Here is a 17,762-nt window from a genome sequence, read left to right as displayed (position 1 = left end):
AAATCAGAGGGATTAGCTGCGCTGGCGAACCGCTTCAAATAAGCAAATTCCAGTCGCAACCGAAACGTTCAGCGAAGAAACACTTCCAGCCATTGGGATGCTGATCAACTCGTCGCAATGTTCACGGGTCAGGCGACGCATACCTTCACCTTCCGCGCCCATCACCAGCGCCAGGCGTCCGGTCATTTTGCTCTGATAGAGCGTATGATCCGCCTCGCCTGCCGTACCGACGATCCAGATGTTCTCTTCCTGCAACATACGCATGGTGCGCGCAAGGTTAGTCACCCGAATCAGCGGAACGCTTTCTGCCGCGCCGCAGGCTACTTTTTTCGCCGTGGCGTTGAGCTGTGCGGAGCGATCTTTCGGCACAATCACCGCATGAACGCCAGCGGCGTCCGCGCTACGCAGGCACGCGCCGAGGTTGTGCGGATCGGTTACACCGTCGAGGATCAGCAGGAACGGTTGATCGAGCGAAGCGATCAGATCCGGCAGATCGTTTTCCTGATACTGCCGTCCTGGTTTCACACGGGCGATAATGCCCTGATGCACGGCACCGTCGCTTTTCTCATCGAGATATTGGCGGTTTGCCAGCTGGATAACCACGCCCTGGGACTCAAGGGCGTGAATCAGCGGTAACAGACGTTTATCTTCACGGCCTTTTAAAATAAAGACTTCCTGAAAACGTTCAGGGGCGCGCTCCAGCAGGGCCTGCACTGCGTGGATGCCGTAAATCATTTCGCTCATTAATGTACTCGTTGTTTACGTTTTGCCTGATGCACTACGTTTATCCGGCCTACATGATCCCTGCAATATATTGAATTTGCGTGATTATGTAGGCCGGATAAGGCGTTCACGCCGCATCCGGCATGAACAAAGCGCATTTTGTCAGCAATCTAACCCTCTTCTGTTTGAAGAGGGTAATGATCACTCTGCCACTTTTTTCTTCGCCGCACGCTTCGCTTTGGTTGCTGCGGCTATTTTCTGCGTTTTAGCCGATGGCTTTTTCGCTTTTCTCGCGTCTTTCTTCGCCGCTTTCGGCTTCGGTTTTTTCTCGCCGCGGAAGGCACTGTCTGGCTCAAAGTTTACCTTTTTACCGACCTGGCGACGCTTGCCGCCTTTTTTGCCTGCATCGCCTTTTTTCGCTTTCTCGCGCGCCGTTTTACCGACGTTGCGCGGTGCGCGTTCGCTGGAGATCAGGCTAAAGTCGATTTTGCGCTCGTCCATATTAACTGCTTCGACGCGAACTTCCACGCGATCGCCCAGGCGATAAGTCTGGCCGCTGGATTCGCCCATCAGCCGTTGACCCACCTGATCAAAGCGATAGTAGTCATTGTCCAGCGAAGAGACGTGGACCAGACCATCAATGAACAGGTCGTCGAGACGAACAAAGAAACCAAAGCCGGTGACGCTGGCAATAACGCCTTTAAAGACGTTGCCCACCTGGTCGAGCATAAAATCACACTTCAGCCAGTCAGCCACATCGCGCGTTGCTTCGTCGGCACGACGTTCCGCCATCGAACAGTGCTGACCCAGTTGCAGCATCTCTTCCATCGAATAATGGTAGCCACCGGTTTCAGTGGTGTTGCCCTGATGCCCCTGCTCTTTCGCCAGCAGATACTTAATGGCGCGGTGCAGCGTCAGGTCAGGATAACGACGAATCGGCGAAGTGAAGTGCGCATAGGACTGCAATGCCAGACCAAAGTGACCACGGTTTTCCGGATCGTAAATCGCCTGTTTCATCGAGCGTAGCAGCATGGTTTGCAGCATTTCTGCATCAGGACGATCGGCAACCGACTCCAGCAGCTCCGCGTAGTCACGCGGTTCCGGCTTGTTACCGCCCGGTAATTCCAGCCCCAGCTCCGCCAGCACTGAACGGAAAGAAGTTATCGCTTCGGTGCTCGGCTTATCGTGAATACGGAACAATGCCGGTTCTTTGGCTTTCTCAACAAAACGCGCCGCCGAGATATTCGCCAGAATCATACACTCTTCAATTAACTTGTGTGCGTCGTTCCGTTGGGTCTGTTCGATACGCTCAATACGGCGTTCAGCGTTGAAAATGAACTTCGCTTCTTCGCTCTCAAATGAGATCCCACCGCGTTCTTCACGGGCTTTATCCAGCACTTTATAGAGGTTATGCAACTCTTCGAGATGCTTAACCAGCGGCGCGTACTGCTCACGCAGATCCTGATCGCCCTGCAGAATATGCCAGACTTTGGTGTAGGTCAGACGCGCGTGAGAGCTCATCACCGCTTCATAGAATTTGTAGCCAGTCAGGCGGCCTTTCGACGAAATGGTCATCTCGCACACCATACACAGGCGGTCTACCTGCGGGTTGAGCGAGCACAGGCCGTTAGAGAGCACTTCCGGCAGCATCGGGATAACCTGCGAAGGGAAATACACAGACGTACCACGGTTACGCGCTTCGCTGTCCAGCGGTGTTGGCGGACGCACATAGTAGCTGACGTCGGCAATCGCGACCCATAAACGCCAACCGCCGCCGCGTTTTTTCTCGCAGTAAACTGCATCGTCAAAGTCACGGGCGTCTTCGCCATCAATGGTGACCAGCGGTAAATCGCGCAGATCGACACGACCCACTTTTGCTTCTTCCGGCACTTCTTCTTTCAGCCCGGCAACCTGTTGCTCAACAGCCTGCGGCCAGATGTACGGAATTTCATGGGTACGCAGAGCGATATCAACCGCCATGCCGGTGCCCATATTATCGCCAAGGACTTCGACGATTTTACCCACCGCTTTGGTACGACGAGTCGGGCGTTGGGTCAGTTCAACAACCACCACAAAGCCCATCCGCGCGCCCATGATCTGATCGGGCGGGATTAAGATATCGAAGCTCAGACGGCTGTCGTCAGGAACCACAAAGCCGACGCCCGCTTCGGTAAAGTAGCGCCCAACAATCTGGCTGGTTTTTGGCACCAGTACGCGAACAATACGCGCTTCACGACGACCTTTACGGTCAGCGCCCAGCGGCTGCGCCAGCACCTGATCGCCATGAATGCAGGTTTTCATCTGCTCGCTGGAGAGATACAAATCATCTTTACGTCCTTCAACCCGCAGAAAGCCGTAGCCATCACGGTGGCCAATAACGGTACCTTTCACCAGGTCGAGGCGTTCCGGCAGCGCATAGCACTGACGGCGAGTGAAGACCAGTTGACCATCGCGCTCCATCGCGCGCAGGCGGCGACGCAGGCCTTCAAGCTGCTCTTCGCCTTCAATGTGCAGTTCTACCGCCAGCTCATCACGGCTGGCCGGTTTTTCACGTTTGGTTAAATGTTCGAGGATAAATTCCCGACTAGGGATGGGATTCGCGTATTTTTCAGCTTCGCGTTCCTGGAAAGGATCTTGTGACATCTCGGTTCCTCCGTTGTCATCTCTGATGAAGATTTTCGTCACTCCACCAGCAATAATTTATAAAGCGGTTGATTCTCTTCAACCAAATCGGCAAGCGTGTAGTTATCCAGTTCCGTAAGAAAACTTTGCACGGCCTTAGAAAGTGCCTGTTTCAACCGACAGGCAGGTGTAATGTGGCAAAACTCACTACTGCAATTCACCAGCGATAAAGGTTCCAGCTCGCGCACCACATCACCAATACGTATCGCACTCGCCGGTTTACCCAGGCGAATGCCGCCATTTTTTCCACGAACAGCAGTCACGTAGCCGGCACGACTAAGTTGATTGATTATTTTGACCATATGATTACGGGAGACGCCGTAGACGTCAGTCACTTCAGAAATACTGGTCATCCGCCCTTCTGGCAATGATGCCATGTAGATCAGCGCACGTAATCCGTAATCAGTGAAACTCGTTAACTGCACATCAACCTCAAAAAAGGGAAATCGGGAAAAAATACATTTATATTGATGATAAACCAGCCACAAGCTGTGTCGCTAATTTATTTCAGTTTGGGGAAGGAAAAAAGCGAGGATTTAACACTGTGTCGGATAGCGTAATGGCTTACCCGACACAGTAATGTATCACACTGCTAGCCCAGCAGGCAAAATATCTGCCGGGCGTCCCAGAATTACGCGTCGAACGGGTCGCGCAGAATCATGGTTTCAGAACGATCCGGGCCGGTAGAGATGATATCGATCGGTACACCGGTCAGCTCTTCAATGCGCTTGATGTAGTTCAGCGCTGCCTGTGGCAGGCCGCTACGATCTTTCACGCCGAAGGTGGATTCAGACCAGCCAGGCATGGTTTCGTAAATCGGCTCTACACCTTTCCAGTCGTCAGCTGCCAGCGGAGTGGTAGTCACTTCGCGACCATCCGGCATACGGTAAGCCACGCAGAGTTTCACCTCTTTCAGGCCATCCAGAACGTCCAGTTTGGTCAGGCAGAAGCCAGACAGGGAGTTCAGCTGTACCGCACGACGAACGGCAACAGTATCCAGCCAGCCGGTACGACGACGACGACCCGTAGTTGCGCCGAATTCGTTACCCTGCTTGCAGAGGAACTCGCCAGTTTCATCAAACAGTTCAGTCGGGAACGGACCTGCACCTACACGAGTGGAGTAAGCTTTGAGGATACCCAGGACGTAATCAACATAACGCGGACCCAGGCCGGAACCGGTCGCCACGCCACCAGCAGTGGTGTTGGAAGAAGTTACGTACGGATAAGTACCGTGGTCGATATCCAGCAGCGTACCCTGCGCACCTTCGAACATGACGAAATCGCCACGCTTACGCGCCTGGTCGAGCAGGTCAGAAACGTCAACCACCATGGAAGTCAGGATGTCGGCAACAGCCATCGTATCATCCAGAACTTTCTGGTAATCAACCGCTTCAACTTTGTAGTAGTTAACCAACTGGAAGTTGTGATATTCCATCACTTCTTTCAGTTTTTCAGCGAAGGTTTCTTTGTCGAAAAGGTCGCCAACACGCAGACCGCGACGTGCCACTTTATCTTCATAAGCAGGCCCGATACCACGACCGGTGGTGCCGATCGCTTTCGCGCCACGCGCTTTCTCACGCGCGTTATCCAGCGCAACGTGATAATCAAGGATCAGCGGACATGCTTCGGACAGTAGCAGACGCTCACGAACGGGGATGCCACGGTCTTCCAGTTCTTTCATCTCTTTCATCAGCGCGGCCGGAGACAGCACAACACCGTTACCGATGATGCTGGTTACATTCTCGCGGAGAATACCTGATGGAATAAGATGGAGAACGGTTTTTTCACCGTTGATTACGAGAGTATGGCCTGCGTTGTGACCGCCCTGGTAGCGTACAACATATTTAGCCCGTTCAGTCAGAAGATCGACGATCTTACCTTTACCTTCGTCACCCCATTGGGTGCCCAGTACGACGACGTTGTTACCCATTTTTCAAAATCACCGTTTGCTTAAAAATGGATTCTACCATCGCTTTTTCAGAGTTACAGCACTTTTTGCATCCAAAAATGACCTTAATCAGTCTATTTTTTGTTCAGCCAATCGTTTTCCTCAACATGTAGTAGACCACAACGCCCGCAACCACAAGTCCACCACCAAAACGACGTAAAATATTATCGGGCAAATTGGTCATCGCAGAGATCATCTTCTTCCACGCCTGCGGGTAAAGCATCGGCCCTAAACCTTCCAGCACCAAAACCAGGGCAAGCGCCAGCCAGATTGTCGAATTCATTCATTATCCTTATAGAAAAAGAAAACCACCGACATCCCTGAGGATGCGGTGGCTTTATTTACCTGTACCGCAGTCGTTATCTTAACGTGTCGCGGAGCTCGGCGTCTTCATGTAGCGGAAGAAATCGCTGTCCGGGCTCATGACCATCACGTCCTGATTACCGGAGAAGCTATTCTCGTAGGCACGCAGGCTACGGATGAATGCGTAGAAGTCCGGATCTTTGCTGAATGCGTCTGCAAACAGCTTGGCAGCTTCGGCATCACCTTCACCGCGCATGATACGGCCCTGACGTTCTGCTTCTGCCAGCGTTCTGGTGACTTCATAGTCAGCAGTCGCACGCAGTTTTTCTGCTTCTTCCTGACCTTGTGAACGATGACGACGTGCTACCGCTTCACGCTCGGCGCGCATACGGTTGTAGATCGCTTCAGACACTTCGGTCGGCAGGTTGATCTGCTTGATACGCACATCGACAACTTCAATACCCAGCGCCGCCATACTGTTCGGGTTGATGACCGGAACTTTGCCCTTCGTCTCAGCCGTTACGCGCTCTGCCGCTTCGGCAATGGCGTTATCTGCTGCCGGGGTAGTAACTTCATCTTCTGTACCCGCAGAACCAGAGTTCAGCGCGTCACGTACTTCCAGGGTCAGACGACCACGGGAATCGGTGACGATGTCTTTCACATCCAGGCGACCAATTTCAGAACGCAGACGGTCAGAGAACTTACGTTTCAACAGCACTTCCGCTTGCGAAATGTCGCCACCGCCCGTTGCCAGGTAGTAACGGCTGAAATCGCTGATGCGCCATTTGATGTAAGAGTCGACGATCAGGTCTTTCTTCTCTTTGGTCACAAAGCGGTCTGCCTGGTTGTCCATGGTCTGAATACGCGCGTCGAGCATTTTCACCGTTTCAATGAACGGTATCTTGAAATGCAGACCCGGCTCATAAACCAGAGGTTTGTTGTCATCGTCACGCAGTACCTTACCAAAACGCAGCGTAATACCGCGCTCACCTTCTTTGACGACAAAGACAGACATGTAAAGCACTACCAGCACGATGATGATAATCGCGATAACTGACTTACGCATCGTTATTCCCCCTGACGCTGGTAGTCGTTACGCTGCGCGTTGGCGCGGCGTTGGTCCATAATATCGCCCTGACTGGTGGACGACGTGTTGCTTGCTCCACTGGTTGTGGAGGAAGAGGCTGGCGGCAGACGCAGCAGGTTGCTGGCACCGTTGTCGCTCTTCGCCGCAGGCGCGTTACCCCCTTTCAGCATCTGGTCTAACGGCAGAACCATCAGGTTGCCACCTTTATCGTTAACCAGCACTTTGCGGGTGTTGCCCAACACTTTTTCCATCGTCTCGATATACAGACGCTCGCGAGTAATTTCCGGCGCGGCTTTATATTCCGGCAGAAGTTTAGCAAAGCGCGCCACTTCACCCTGAGCTTCCAGGATGGTCTGGGCCTTGTACGCACGCGCCTCTTCGAGGATACGTTGCGCCTGACCGTTCGCACGCGGCTGAACTTCGTTGGTATACGCTTCTGCTTCACGAATGTATTGCTGTTCGTTTTCACGCGCGGCAATCGCATCGTCAAACGCCGCTTTTACTTCTTCCGGCGGACGAGCTGCCTGGAAGTTGACGTCCAGCAGCGTGATGCCCATGTCATACGGACGAATCGTCTCTTCCAGTTCGCGCTGAGTATCGCTACGAATCACGGTACGACCTTCCGTCAGAATGCGGTCCATGGTGTATTTACCGATAACCCCGCGCAGGGCGCTGTCGGTTGCCTGACGCAGGCTGTCATCCGGGCTGGTCACGCTATAAAGATATTTTTCCGGATTGGTGACGCGGTACTGCACGTTCATCTCAACGCGCACTACGTTCTCGTCCGACGTCAGCATCACACCAGAAGCAGCCAGTTCACGCACGGCTTCCACGTTCACCGGTTTTACTTCGTCGATAAACGTTGGTTTCCAGTTCAGACCCGGTTCAACCAGATGGCTGAATTTGCCAAAGCGTGTTACCACGCCGCGTTCGGCTTCTTTAATGGTGTAGAAACCACTGGCCGCCCAGATAATGACAATCGCTGCCGCTGCGATGGTAACGACACGACCGCCAAGCTGCGGGCGCGGGCCTTGCGATGAACTGCCACCGCCAGATCCGGTGCCTTTACCGCCGCCCAGACCACCGAGCTTTTTGCTCAGTTTGCGGAAGATATCATCTAAATCAGGTGGCCCTTGATCGCGACCGCCTTTGTTTCCATTTCCCTCAGAGTTGCCGCCAGGTTTGCTGCTTCCCCACGGGTCGCGGTCTTGTCCGTTATTACCGGGCTGATTCCACGCCATGTTTGTGCTCCATATTTGTTATGCGGTGATCCCTGTTGTCTTTCGACGCCAGAGGATATGACTCCACGCTTCAGACGCTACGCCGTTAGATCAGGTAATCGATCAACGTCGGTTCTTGTTTACAGAGGCGACGCCAGTCAACGATCGGCATACGAACTTGCAGACTTACGCTGCCGTCTTCCTCCATCCACTCTTTTTCTATTGCCTGAAGCTGATAAAAACGACTTCTCAGACGCCCTTCCTGCGGTGGCAGACGCAATGTATGCTGCGCCACCTCGCCGGAAAGCCGCTCCGTCAAAGCCTGAAAAAGCTGTGGTATCCCCGCTCCGGTCTGTGCGGAAAGCCAGACACGGATCGGTTTGTTCTCTTCGTCCCGATCAATACGCGGTTCGAAATCTTCCAGCATATCGATCTTGTTCATCACCAGCAGAGTTGGGATCTCGTGAGCATCGATCTCTTCAAGAACCGTATTCACCGCTTCGATGTTTTCTTGTACACGCACATCCGCCGCATCAATCACATGCAGCAGCAATGTGGCTTGCCGCGTCTCTTGCAACGTGGCTTTAAACGCCGCCACCAGATCGTGCGGCAGGTGGCGAATAAACCCTACGGTATCTGCCAGCACGGTTTCACCGACATCTGCGACGTCAATACGCCGCAACGTCGGGTCGAGGGTGGCAAACAACTGGTCTGCCGCGTAGACCCGCGCTTCGGTGATGCGATTGAAAAGGGTAGATTTACCGGCGTTGGTATATCCCACCAGCGAAACAGTAGGAACGTCGGCTTTGATACGTGATTGCCGCCCCTGCTCACGCTGCTTTTCAACTCTTTCCAGGCGCGACTGTATCTGTACGATGCGATTACGCAACAAACGACGGTCGGTTTCGAGCTGGGTTTCACCCGGACCACGCAAACCGATCCCGCCTTTCTGTCTTTCAAGGTGGGTCCAGCCACGCACCAGGCGCGTAGCCAGATGGCGCAGCTGCGCCAGCTCAACCTGCAACTTACCCTCATGGGTACGCGCACGTTGGGCGAAAATATCTAAAATAAGGCCGGTGCGGTCGATAACACGACACTCGCACAAACGCTCCAGGTTACGCTCCTGCGCCGGGCTCAGGGCATGGTCAAAAAGAACGACCGAAGCACCCGTCGCTTTTACGGCTTCCGCAATTTCAACTGCTTTACCTTCACCTACAAAATACTTTGGGTGCGGCGCTTTACGGCTACCGGTAATCACCTGCAATGCTTCGACACCGGCGGAAGAAACCAGAGATTCAAACTCCTGGAGGTCTTCCATATCTTTGTCTTGCGTAAAATAGATGTGTACCAGTACCGCCTGCTCACCAGCATCATAACGGTCAAACAAGCGTATAACCCTCTAAATAGATCAGCGGGGAACGCAGGATCGCTGGCTCCCCGTGTAAAAAAACAGCCTGAAACCTTATTCGGTTTCTTCGCTGTCCTGTTGCGCGGAAGTATTCTGCGCGCTGCTACCATGATGATAGTTACTACTGGTACCGCCACCGGCGTTGTTACTGTGATGAGAAACCGGGCGAGACGGGACAACAGTAGAAATCGCGTGCTTATAAACCATCTGGCTGACCGTGTTTTTCAACAGGATCACGAACTGATCAAAAGACTCGATTTGTCCTTGCAGCTTAATACCATTCACCAAATAAATAGAAACTGGAACACGTTCCCGACGCAGTGCGTTCAGGAACGGATCTTGTAAAGATTGCCCCTTAGCCATTCTCTCTTTTCCTTATATGCTTATTTGTACTTTGAACCTTTCGATTCTGAAAAAATTGCGCACGATACGTCTCAATTGTACACATTCAGCCTGCGATAGCACCAACAACCTGTAATACTTCGTCACGCGCCTGTTCTGGTTTTTCACTGTCAAGCCAGTGAACCCCTTCCCAACCACGCAGCCAGGTTATCTGCCGCTTCGCCAACTGTCTCGTGGCGCAAACACCTCGATAAACCATTTCATCGTATGAGATTTCGCCTTCAAGGTAAGACCACATCTGGCGATAACCCACGCAACGAATGGAAGGCAAATCCGTATGCAAATCTCCTCGGGCAAAAAGCGCCCGGACTTCTGCTTCAAAACCTGAAGCCAACATCTGATGAAAACGCTGCTCAATTCGTTGATGGAGCAGTTCACGGCTCGCCGGGGCGATGGCGAACTGATGCACCTGATACGGTAGAGCGTCTCCTGACGTTTGCGTCAGTTCCGTTAAAGTTTTACCCGAAATGAAAAAAACTTCCAGTGCCCGGGAAAGCCTTTGTGGATCATTTGGATGAATCCTTGCTGCCGCAACCGGATCTACCTCCTGAAGTTGACGATGCAATGACTCCCAACCTTGCTCTGCCGCCTGTTGCTCAATTCTGGCCCGTACTTCCGGGTCCGCCGACGGTAGTGGCGACAACCCTTCCAGCAATGCCTTGAAATACAACATCGTACCGCCCACTAACAGCGGGATCCGCCCCGCCGCCGTGATATCGGCCATCTCCGCCAGCGCATCGCGGCGAAAATCAGCGGCCGAATAAGCCTGCGACGGATCGCGAATATCCAGCAATCGGTGCGGCGCGGCGAGTAATTCTTCAGCGTTCGGCTTCGCCGTCCCGATATCCATCCCTTTGTAAATAAGGGCAGAATCAACGCTTATCAACTCTACTGGTAAAATTTTACGCAGCTCAATAGCTAACGCCGTTTTACCGGAGGCCGTCGGCCCCATTAAAAAAATCGCCTTAGGCAGGCTCGCCTTACTGATATCACTCATCTTTCAGGGCTTTTATCGCCGGATGTAAATCAACAGATTGTAACAGACCACCCGGCGGCGTTTTCACAAGCTGCGGACATAACCGTTCTACGTCCGTCAGCAGGGTAATGGCCTGAGCCATTGACCACTGCGCATGTTCGCTCATCAGATTTCGTGCAATCCACTGCGCAATATTGCCAGGTTCAAATACGGACTGCTTCGCCAGGTAGCCTATCAGTTCAGGAATCAAGATTTGTAAATTTTGTTGGCGTAAGGGTAAAGGCACGGCCCTGATGGTCACATGCTGCGCATCGGACTGAAATTCAATACCCAATTCCGCCAGTGCAGACTGCGCTTTTTCTAAGGCCGATCTTTCTTCACCAGAGACTTTTAGCCGCAGCGGAATAAGCAGCGGCTGAGCGCAGACCGGCGCATCTCCCGGCGTTAACTGTGCCTGACGTAACCAGCGTTCCGCCACCGGCAGGGCTAAAAGTGAAATATTGCCGTCACGTTCCAGCAGCGCACAGTCCGAATGGACGATAGTCAGCACCCGACCAAAGCTTTGACCATTCGCAGCCAGCGTAAGTTCCTGCGATTCTTGCACTTTTGGTTTGTGCATCGGTGCAGGCGTTTGCAACAGCTGGCGATACACTTCACCTTGCTGTTTCTGGTAGCCCGGTTGCGCGTTCGGCCACGGGGCAGCCTGACGGCTGCCGCTACTTGTTGCAGGCGCAGGAGATGAAGACGGAGAGTAACGCGGAGCCACTGGCTCACGAACTGCCGGTTCAGCAAAGTGATTACGCCCTGCTGCCACGCGGTTTTCGGGTATATGGCGCGGTGCTGACTGGGCGTTATCGTCCAACGCCAAAGGCGTTTCCAGTTGCTGTTGTAGCACGCTCAGCACGCCCTGATAGATAAAGTCATGCACCAGACGCGACTGATGGAAACGCACTTCGTGTTTAGCGGGGTGCACGTTGACGTCCACCTGATGCGGGTCGATCTCCAGATACAGCACAAACGCCGGTTGCTGATCGGCGCCCAGTTTGTCTTCGCAGGCCTGGCGGATCGCGTGATTAATCAGGCGATCGCGCATCATGCGCCCATTAACGTAGCAATACTGAATTTCCGCCAGTGCGGGCGTGGTGTGATTCGGATCAGCCACCCAGCCGCGCAACGTGAGATCGCCGTGTTGCCATTCGATCGCCAGCGCATGTTCGAGAAAAGCGGTGCCACAAATCGCCCCTAAACGGCGTTCTTTTTGCCCGCCTTCCGGCACTGCGCGGTACTGGCGTACGATTTTGCCGTTATGCGACAGGTTGATAGTGACGTCAAAACGCGCCAGCGCGATGCGACGGATGATTTCATCGATATGGTTAAATTCGGTTTTCTCGGTGCGCAAGAATTTGCGCCGCGCCGGGGTATTGTAGAACAGGTCCAGCACTTCCAGCGTCGTACCCACCGGATGCGCCGCCGGTTTAACTGTCACGTCCATATCGCGCCCTTCGGCATAAGCCTGCCAGGCTTCCTGCTGCTCCGCGGTACGCGAAGTGAGCGTCAGACGGGAAACCGAACTGATACTCGCCAGCGCCTCACCGCGAAAGCCCAGGCTGATAATAGCTTCGAGATCGTCCAGAGAGGCGATTTTACTGGTGGCATGACGCGCGAGTGCCAGCGCGAGCTCATCTTTTTTGATACCGCAGCCGTTATCACGAATGCGGATAAGTTTCGCCCCACCGCGTTCGATATCAATATCGATACGCGTCGCGCCCGCATCGAGGCTGTTTTCCACCAGTTCTTTGACTACCGACGCAGGTCGCTCGACCACCTCACCTGCGGCAATCTGGTTCGCCAGTTGTGGCGGTAAGACCTGAATTGGCATCAATAATCCTTAGTTTGGCAGCGTGCGATCTGGCGTCGTCACCGTACTGGCAGTTTGTGCCGTTGCACCCTGCGGCGCAGACTGCATTGGATGCGCAAGGAAGTAATTGCGCAGGCCGTTGTAAATGGCTTCTGCCAGTTGTTGTTGGTAATCGTCGCTCGCCAGCAAACGTTCTTCGCTGTTATTGCTGATAAAACCAGTTTCGACCAGTACTGACGGGATATCCGGCGAACGCAGAACGCCGAGACTGGCGTGTTCTGGTCGGCGTTTATGAATTTCGCCAATGCGTTGCAACTGACTGATCATATTGGTCGCCACATCATACCCTACCCGCTGGGAATGACCGAATTGTAAATCCAGCACTGCCTGGCTTAGGTACGGGTCGGCCTGACTGTTCGCCAGCACATCACCCGCCCCGCCCAGCAGCTCCGACTGCTTCTCATGCTGTTCCAGCCAGCTTGCCATTTCGCTGTTGGCGCGACGGTTTGAGAGCACCCATACGGAGGCACCGGTGGCACTACGGTTTGGTGCGGCATCGGCATGAATCGACACAAGGAAATTGGCGTTTTGCTTACGTGCCACATCGCTGCGCCCCATCACCGAGATAAAGTAATCCCCATCACGGGTTAAAACGCCCTTAAACATCGGATCGTTATTGAGCAAGGTACGTAATTTACGCGCAATGGCGATGGTGACATTTTTCTCCCGTGTACCACCAGGGCCGATAGCACCAGGGTCCTGACCGCCGTGTCCGGCATCAATAGCGATGACAATTTTATCGCCAGTGTTAGCCGTCGTGCGCGCTGCCGGACGCGTTACCGTATTGCTGCTGATAACACCCGTGGTACGGTTGCTTTCTGTTTTAAACGGATTGCGCGCCGGTTCGCTAACGCGCGGCGCGACAACCGCAGGCGTTTCAACGCGTTTCGCAACCACTGGCGGCGGAGGCGGTGGCGGCGCATCGGCATTAATCGTAAAGACGACGGTGTAATTGCTGCCATTCTGCCGCTTCACCGCTTCGGTTTTACCGTTTTCGGTAAGATCGACCACCAGCCGCAACGTTTGTGCATCTTTAGGTGTTCCAGAGCGAATTGCCTTCACCAGATTATTACCGCTGAACAACAACGGCAGCCCCTGAATCACGCCCGTTTGTTTGATATCGAGCGCCACGGTGCGTTTGCTTTGATGGCTAAACGCATAGTCAGGCTCGCCAATAAAACTCAACGTTATCCGCGCCTGTTGGTTGCCGTTAGAAACCTGAATATCAGAGAGCGTCGCGGCGCCAGCCTGCGCGCACAGCAGCACCAACGTCGCAACCAACCAATTTCTGATGCGATACATCATCCCGCCACCTTTCAAAGGTTAACCGGCTAAACGCGCCAGCAACAATTCACCCGCAGAGGAAACCGCACTCACGCGCGCCTCACGGCCTTGTGCCTGATAATCAATGTGTATTTCGACATCCGGGTCAGGAAGAACACCTGTACCTTGTTGTGGCCACTCCACCAGGCAGATGGCATCGTTGGCAAAATAATCGCGGATCCCCATAAACTCCAGCTCCTCGGGATCGGCAAGGCGGTACAAATCAAAGTGATAAACCATTATGTTGTCGAGCGTATAGGGTTCGACCAGCGTGTAAGTGGGGCTTTTGACATTACCCTGATGACCCAGAGCCTGTAAAAAGCCCCGGCTAAAGGTGGTTTTACCTGCGCCTAAATCGCCATACAGATAGATTACGGTTGCGCCATCGCAGGCTTTCGCTACCCGCTCGCCCAGGTCTAATGTTGCCTGCTCATCAGGGAGCGGAATTACTCGATTCATCATGGTTTTTATCAGTCACTTCCGGGTTAACAATACGCTGTAGCGTGGAAAAGAGATCGGTTGCCAGCATCCCGCGCGTTCCAAAACGCGCCGCCAGTACGTCAGCTGCCGCACCGTGCGCGACACAGCCCGCACAGGCTGCATCATACGGCGACAGTTTTTGCCCAAGCAATGCGCCAATAATACCAGAGAGCACATCGCCCATGCCGCCGCTCGCCATGCCTGCATTTCCGGCGTCAATAATGCCTAAGGCGTCAGGATGGGCGGCGACCACGGTTCCGGCACCTTTCAGCACCGCTACACCGCCATAACGTTGTACCAGACGTTGGGCGCAATGTAAGCGGTCACTTTCAATTTCAGCGACGGAACAGCCTAACAACCGTGCGGCCTCGCCAGGATGCGGCGTGATCACGCGATTGTGACGCTTATCGGGATTGATTGCCAGCAGGTTCAATGCATCGGCATCCCACAACATCGGTTTGCGAAAATTCTCCACTTTTTGCAGGGCTTTTTTCCCCCACTCTTGCTGACCCAGACCAGGGCCAATCACCACCACATCGGCCCATTCCAGGCTATCAGTTAAGGATTCCGCAGTCAGTTCGTGCACCATCAATTCCGGGCGCGCGGTCAGCAGTGGTGCAATGTTTTCACTGCGGGTCAGCACTCTGACCAAACCAGCGCCAGCACGCAGTGCCGCTTCTCCCGTCATACGAATAGCCCCCGCCGTGCCATGATCGCCACCAATAACCACCAGTCGCCCGTGATCGCCTTTATGCGAAGTCGAGCGACGCGGTTTCAGCCAGAGAGAAAGTTGTTCAGCAGAAAACCGCTGAATTTTCGTCTCCTGACCTGCCAGCCAGCTATCCAGCCCCAGCGAGTCAAAATGCAGTTGTCCGGTAACATCCCGCGCTTTCCCGGTGAGCAAACCAGGTTTCAGCGCAATAAAGGAGATGGTGTGATCGGCGTTGATCACCGCACCTGGCGTGGCGCCGGTTTCCGCCAACAGGCCGGAAGGGATATCAACCGCCACAATCGGCGCAGGATGGGAATTAGCGTGGTCGATTAACTGGCTAATGGATTCGCGCGGCGCTTGCTGCAATCCGGTGCCGAGCAGCGCATCAACAATCAGATCTACCGATTCGGGCCAGACAATATTCGAAGCATGGATCTCGCCTCCCGCGTTTAACCATGCTTCGCGTGCCAGCGCGGCCTCTTCCGGCAACGGTTTGTCACTTTCATGGGCCAGCAGCGTGACATCAATGCCGACCGCTTTGGCCAGCCGCGCGACCACGTAGCCATCGCCGCCGTTATTACCATGACCGCACAGCACCAGCCAGTGGCGGGCGTCAGGATAAGCCGAACGACACACCTGAAATGCGGCTTCGCCAGCGCGAAGCATCAGCTCATAGAGCGTTAGCCCCAGCGCATCTGCCGCCTCGCGTTCGCCACGTCGGATATCGTCGGCGTGCCAGACGGTGTGTGGTATACTTACGGGGTTTTTCTTCATTGTATGGTCCGTCATGTCAGAGCCCCTCGATCTCAATCAGTTAGCGCAAAAAATTAAACAGTGGGGACTGGAACTGGGCTTCCAGCAGGTGGGTATTACCGATACCGATCTCAGCGAGTCCGAGCCCAAACTGCAAGCATGGCTGGACAAACAGTACCACGGCGAAATGGACTGGATGGCGCGTCACGGTATGCTGCGCGCCCGCCCCCACGAGTTATTGCCCGGTACGCTGCGCGTGATCAGCGTGCGGATGAATTATCTTCCTGCCAACGCCGCATTTGCCAGCACGCTGAAAAATCCCAAACTCGGCTATGTTAGCCGTTATGCGCTGGGCCGTGACTATCACAAGCTTCTGCGCAACCGACTCAAAAAGCTGGGCGAGATGATTCAGCAACATTGTGTTTCGCTGAATTTTAGACCGTTTGTCGATTCTGCGCCTATTCTCGAGCGCCCGTTAGCTGAAAAAGCTGGACTTGGCTGGACAGGTAAGCACTCACTTATCCTCAATCGCGAGGCCGGTTCGTTCTTCTTTTTAGGTGAATTGCTGGTCGATATTCCTCTGCCCGTGGATCAACCGGTCGAGGAAGGATGCGGTAAATGCGTGGCCTGTATGACGATTTGCCCGACCGGCGCCATCGTCGAGCCATATACCGTCGATGCTCGCCGTTGTATTTCTTATCTGACGATTGAGCTGGAAGGGGCTATCCCGGAAGAGTTGCGACCGTTAATGGGAAACCGTATTTACGGCTGTGATGACTGTCAGCTTATCTGCCCGTGGAATCGCTATTCACAACTGACAACTGAAGACGATTTCAGCCCGCGCAAACCACTACACGCACCGGAACTCATTGAGCTTTTTGCATGGAGCGAAGAGAAATTCTTAAAAGTCACGGAAGGATCGGCGATTCGCCGTATAGGTCACCTGCGTTGGCTGCGTAATATCGCCGTAGCATTAGGCAATGCGCCCTGGGATGAAGCGATTCTGACGGCGCTGGAAAGTCGTAAAGGTGAGCACCCACTTCTTGATGAGCATATAGCGTGGGCGATTGCGCAGCAAATCGAGAGACGAAATGCGTGCGTGGTCGAAGTGCAATTACCAAAAAAACAGCGTCTGGTTCGTGTAATTGAAAAGGGACTACCACGTGACGCCTGATTCATCCACAGCTTGTGAATAAAAATAAAAACGCATTGCAATTCAAGACGAATATCATCGTCAAGTGATCGATACGACAAAATACAATCTTAATTTTCAACTTATATATCAACAGGTTAAAAAATTACTATTCACCGTGCGAAGTTTTTCTGAAATTAAGATTACAGCCCGGACCTGTGGATAACTCTGTTTACAAGAGTTTGTCAGAGACAACAAAAACCAGCAATAACGCATCGCGTCGCTGTGGATATTTTATTGGGAGAAGAATTTGGAGCGGGAAACGAGACTCGAACTCGCGACCCCGACCTTGGCAAGGTCGTGCTCTACCAACTGAGCTATTCCCGCTTGGGTGGTCTGTGCTTTGCAGCACTTTCAAATTTTGGAGCGGGAAACGAGACTCGAACTCGCGACCCCGACCTTGGCAAGGTCGTGCTCTACCAACTGAGCTATTCCCGCTTGGGTGGTCTGTACTTTACAGCACTTTCAAATTTTGGAGCGGGAAACGAGACTCGAACTCGCGACCCCGACCTTGGCAAGGTCGTGCTCTACCAACTGAGCTATTCCCGCGTACTACTTAACTTTTGCTTTCGTAATTTCGCATTTCTGCGTCGTTACGGGAGGCGCATTATACGAGAAATCTTTCCCTCTGCAAC

16 protein-coding genes and 3 tRNA genes are annotated in these 17,762 nt (G+C 53.6%); 1 reads left to right on the top strand and 18 read right to left on the bottom strand.

Annotated elements, in window-relative coordinates; genetic code table 11:
* Window positions 1–12 precede the first annotated feature (12 nt).
* From rlmB to nnr, 14 genes are all read right to left on the bottom strand, one after another.
* On the bottom strand, window positions 13–744 hold the full coding sequence (rlmB, locus tag FEM44_RS13565; protein ID WP_001293282.1) for a 23S rRNA (guanosine(2251)-2'-O)-methyltransferase RlmB: 732 nt from the start codon (window positions 742–744) through the stop codon (window positions 13–15).
* 180 nt (window positions 745–924) lie between these two features.
* On the bottom strand, window positions 925–3,366 hold the full coding sequence (gene rnr, locus FEM44_RS13560; RefSeq protein WP_135523645.1) for a ribonuclease R: 2,442 nt from the start codon (window positions 3,364–3,366) through the stop codon (window positions 925–927).
* A gap of 38 nt (window positions 3,367–3,404) precedes the next feature.
* The gene (nsrR, locus tag FEM44_RS13555) at window positions 3,405–3,830 is read right to left on the bottom strand and encodes a nitric oxide-sensing transcriptional repressor NsrR (RefSeq protein WP_001177639.1); all 426 of its coding nucleotides are present in this window, start codon (window positions 3,828–3,830) and stop codon (window positions 3,405–3,407) included.
* Between the two features lie 206 nt (window positions 3,831–4,036).
* A complete protein-coding gene (gene purA / locus FEM44_RS13550; RefSeq protein ID WP_135523644.1) occupies window positions 4,037–5,335 on the bottom strand; it encodes an adenylosuccinate synthase in 1,299 nt (432 codons plus the stop codon).
* Between the two features lie 103 nt (window positions 5,336–5,438).
* Window positions 5,439–5,636, bottom strand: a complete 198-nt coding sequence (locus FEM44_RS13545) for a DUF2065 domain-containing protein (RefSeq protein WP_001089300.1) — start codon at window positions 5,634–5,636, stop codon at window positions 5,439–5,441.
* An 81-nt stretch (window positions 5,637–5,717) separates the two neighbouring features.
* Entirely contained in the window at window positions 5,718–6,722 is a 1,005-nt protein-coding gene (gene hflC, locus FEM44_RS13540; RefSeq protein WP_001232411.1) for a protease modulator HflC, read from the bottom strand.
* A gap of 2 nt (window positions 6,723–6,724) precedes the next feature.
* Entirely contained in the window at window positions 6,725–7,984 is a 1,260-nt protein-coding gene (gene hflK / locus FEM44_RS13535; RefSeq protein WP_000312488.1) for an FtsH protease activity modulator HflK, read from the bottom strand.
* Window positions 7,985–8,069: 85 nt separating this feature from the next.
* Window positions 8,070–9,350, bottom strand: a complete 1,281-nt coding sequence (hflX, locus tag FEM44_RS13530) for a ribosome rescue GTPase HflX (protein WP_105290100.1) — start codon at window positions 9,348–9,350, stop codon at window positions 8,070–8,072.
* A gap of 75 nt (window positions 9,351–9,425) precedes the next feature.
* Entirely contained in the window at window positions 9,426–9,734 is a 309-nt protein-coding gene (gene hfq, locus FEM44_RS13525) for an RNA chaperone Hfq (RefSeq protein WP_001051883.1), read from the bottom strand.
* An 85-nt stretch (window positions 9,735–9,819) separates the two neighbouring features.
* On the bottom strand, window positions 9,820–10,770 hold the full coding sequence (gene miaA, locus FEM44_RS13520) for a tRNA (adenosine(37)-N6)-dimethylallyltransferase MiaA (RefSeq protein WP_001280345.1): 951 nt from the start codon (window positions 10,768–10,770) through the stop codon (window positions 9,820–9,822).
* Window positions 10,763–12,628 (bottom strand): DNA mismatch repair endonuclease MutL, encoded by a 1,866-nt coding sequence (mutL, locus tag FEM44_RS13515; RefSeq protein WP_135523643.1) that lies wholly within the window; start codon window positions 12,626–12,628, stop codon window positions 10,763–10,765. The genes miaA and mutL overlap by 8 nt, the downstream gene beginning before the upstream one ends.
* A gap of 9 nt (window positions 12,629–12,637) precedes the next feature.
* The gene (gene amiB / locus FEM44_RS13510) at window positions 12,638–13,972 is read right to left on the bottom strand and encodes an N-acetylmuramoyl-L-alanine amidase AmiB (RefSeq protein WP_135523642.1); all 1,335 of its coding nucleotides are present in this window, start codon (window positions 13,970–13,972) and stop codon (window positions 12,638–12,640) included.
* Window positions 13,973–13,990: 18 nt separating this feature from the next.
* Window positions 13,991–14,452 (bottom strand): tRNA (adenosine(37)-N6)-threonylcarbamoyltransferase complex ATPase subunit type 1 TsaE, encoded by a 462-nt coding sequence (gene tsaE, locus FEM44_RS13505; protein WP_069913368.1) that lies wholly within the window; start codon window positions 14,450–14,452, stop codon window positions 13,991–13,993.
* Window positions 14,424–15,971, bottom strand: coding sequence for a bifunctional ADP-dependent NAD(P)H-hydrate dehydratase/NAD(P)H-hydrate epimerase (nnr, locus tag FEM44_RS13500; protein WP_135523641.1), 1,548 nt, complete (start codon window positions 15,969–15,971; stop codon window positions 14,424–14,426). Before nnr ends, tsaE begins: the two co-directional genes overlap by 29 nt.
* On the opposite strand from nnr, the gene queG reads away from it, so the two are divergent.
* Window positions 15,970–17,109 carry a tRNA epoxyqueuosine(34) reductase QueG gene (gene queG / locus FEM44_RS13495; RefSeq protein WP_130205981.1) on the top strand — a complete coding sequence of 380 codons (1,140 nt, stop codon included), beginning with the start codon at window positions 15,970–15,972 and terminating at the stop codon, window positions 17,107–17,109. The two genes, nnr and queG, sit on opposite strands and share 2 nt — an antisense overlap.
* Here queG and FEM44_RS13490 read toward each other — a convergent pair.
* From FEM44_RS13490 to FEM44_RS13475, 4 genes are all read right to left on the bottom strand, one after another.
* A complete protein-coding gene (locus FEM44_RS13490) occupies window positions 17,092–17,145 on the bottom strand; it encodes a hypothetical protein (protein ID WP_100699686.1) in 54 nt (17 codons plus the stop codon). The two genes, queG and FEM44_RS13490, sit on opposite strands and share 18 nt — an antisense overlap.
* A 233-nt stretch (window positions 17,146–17,378) precedes the next feature.
* Window positions 17,379–17,454: transfer RNA gene (locus FEM44_RS13485), tRNA-Gly, on the bottom strand.
* Between the two features lie 35 nt (window positions 17,455–17,489).
* Window positions 17,490–17,565, bottom strand: a tRNA-Gly gene (locus FEM44_RS13480).
* Between the two features lie 35 nt (window positions 17,566–17,600).
* Window positions 17,601–17,676, bottom strand: a tRNA-Gly gene (locus FEM44_RS13475).
* Window positions 17,677–17,762 lie beyond the last annotated feature (86 nt).

It is taken from the genome of Escherichia sp. E4742, assembly GCF_005843885.1.
In the GTDB taxonomy this organism is placed as follows: Bacteria; Pseudomonadota; Gammaproteobacteria; order Enterobacterales; family Enterobacteriaceae; genus Escherichia.
Note: the sequence above shows the minus strand (reverse complement) of the source record. Positions and strands in the feature narration are given on the sequence as shown.

Coding starts and splice junctions, on each gene's coding strand:
- rlmB (WP_001293282.1), bottom strand. CDS start 744: ATGAGCGAAATGATTTACGGCATCCACGCAGTGCAGGCCCTGCTGGAG.
- rnr (WP_135523645.1), bottom strand. CDS start 3,366: ATGTCACAAGATCCTTTCCAGGAACGCGAAGCTGAAAAATACGCGAAT.
- purA (WP_135523644.1), bottom strand. CDS start 5,335: ATGGGTAACAACGTCGTCGTACTGGGCACCCAATGGGGTGACGAAGGT.
- FEM44_RS13545 (WP_001089300.1), bottom strand. CDS start 5,636: ATGAATTCGACAATCTGGCTGGCGCTTGCCCTGGTTTTGGTGCTGGAA.
- hflC (WP_001232411.1), bottom strand. CDS start 6,722: ATGCGTAAGTCAGTTATCGCGATTATCATCATCGTGCTGGTAGTGCTT.
- hflK (WP_000312488.1), bottom strand. CDS start 7,984: ATGGCGTGGAATCAGCCCGGTAATAACGGACAAGACCGCGACCCGTGG.
- hfq (WP_001051883.1), bottom strand. CDS start 9,734: ATGGCTAAGGGGCAATCTTTACAAGATCCGTTCCTGAACGCACTGCGT.
- miaA (WP_001280345.1), bottom strand. CDS start 10,770: ATGAGTGATATCAGTAAGGCGAGCCTGCCTAAGGCGATTTTTTTAATG.
- mutL (WP_135523643.1), bottom strand. CDS start 12,628: ATGCCAATTCAGGTCTTACCGCCACAACTGGCGAACCAGATTGCCGCA.
- amiB (WP_135523642.1), bottom strand. CDS start 13,972: ATGATGTATCGCATCAGAAATTGGTTGGTTGCGACGTTGGTGCTGCTG.
- tsaE (WP_069913368.1), bottom strand. CDS start 14,452: ATGATGAATCGAGTAATTCCGCTCCCTGATGAGCAGGCAACATTAGAC.
- queG (WP_130205981.1), top strand. CDS start 15,970: ATGTCAGAGCCCCTCGATCTCAATCAGTTAGCGCAAAAAATTAAACAG.
- nnr (WP_135523641.1), bottom strand. CDS start 15,971: ATGACGGACCATACAATGAAGAAAAACCCCGTAAGTATACCACACACC.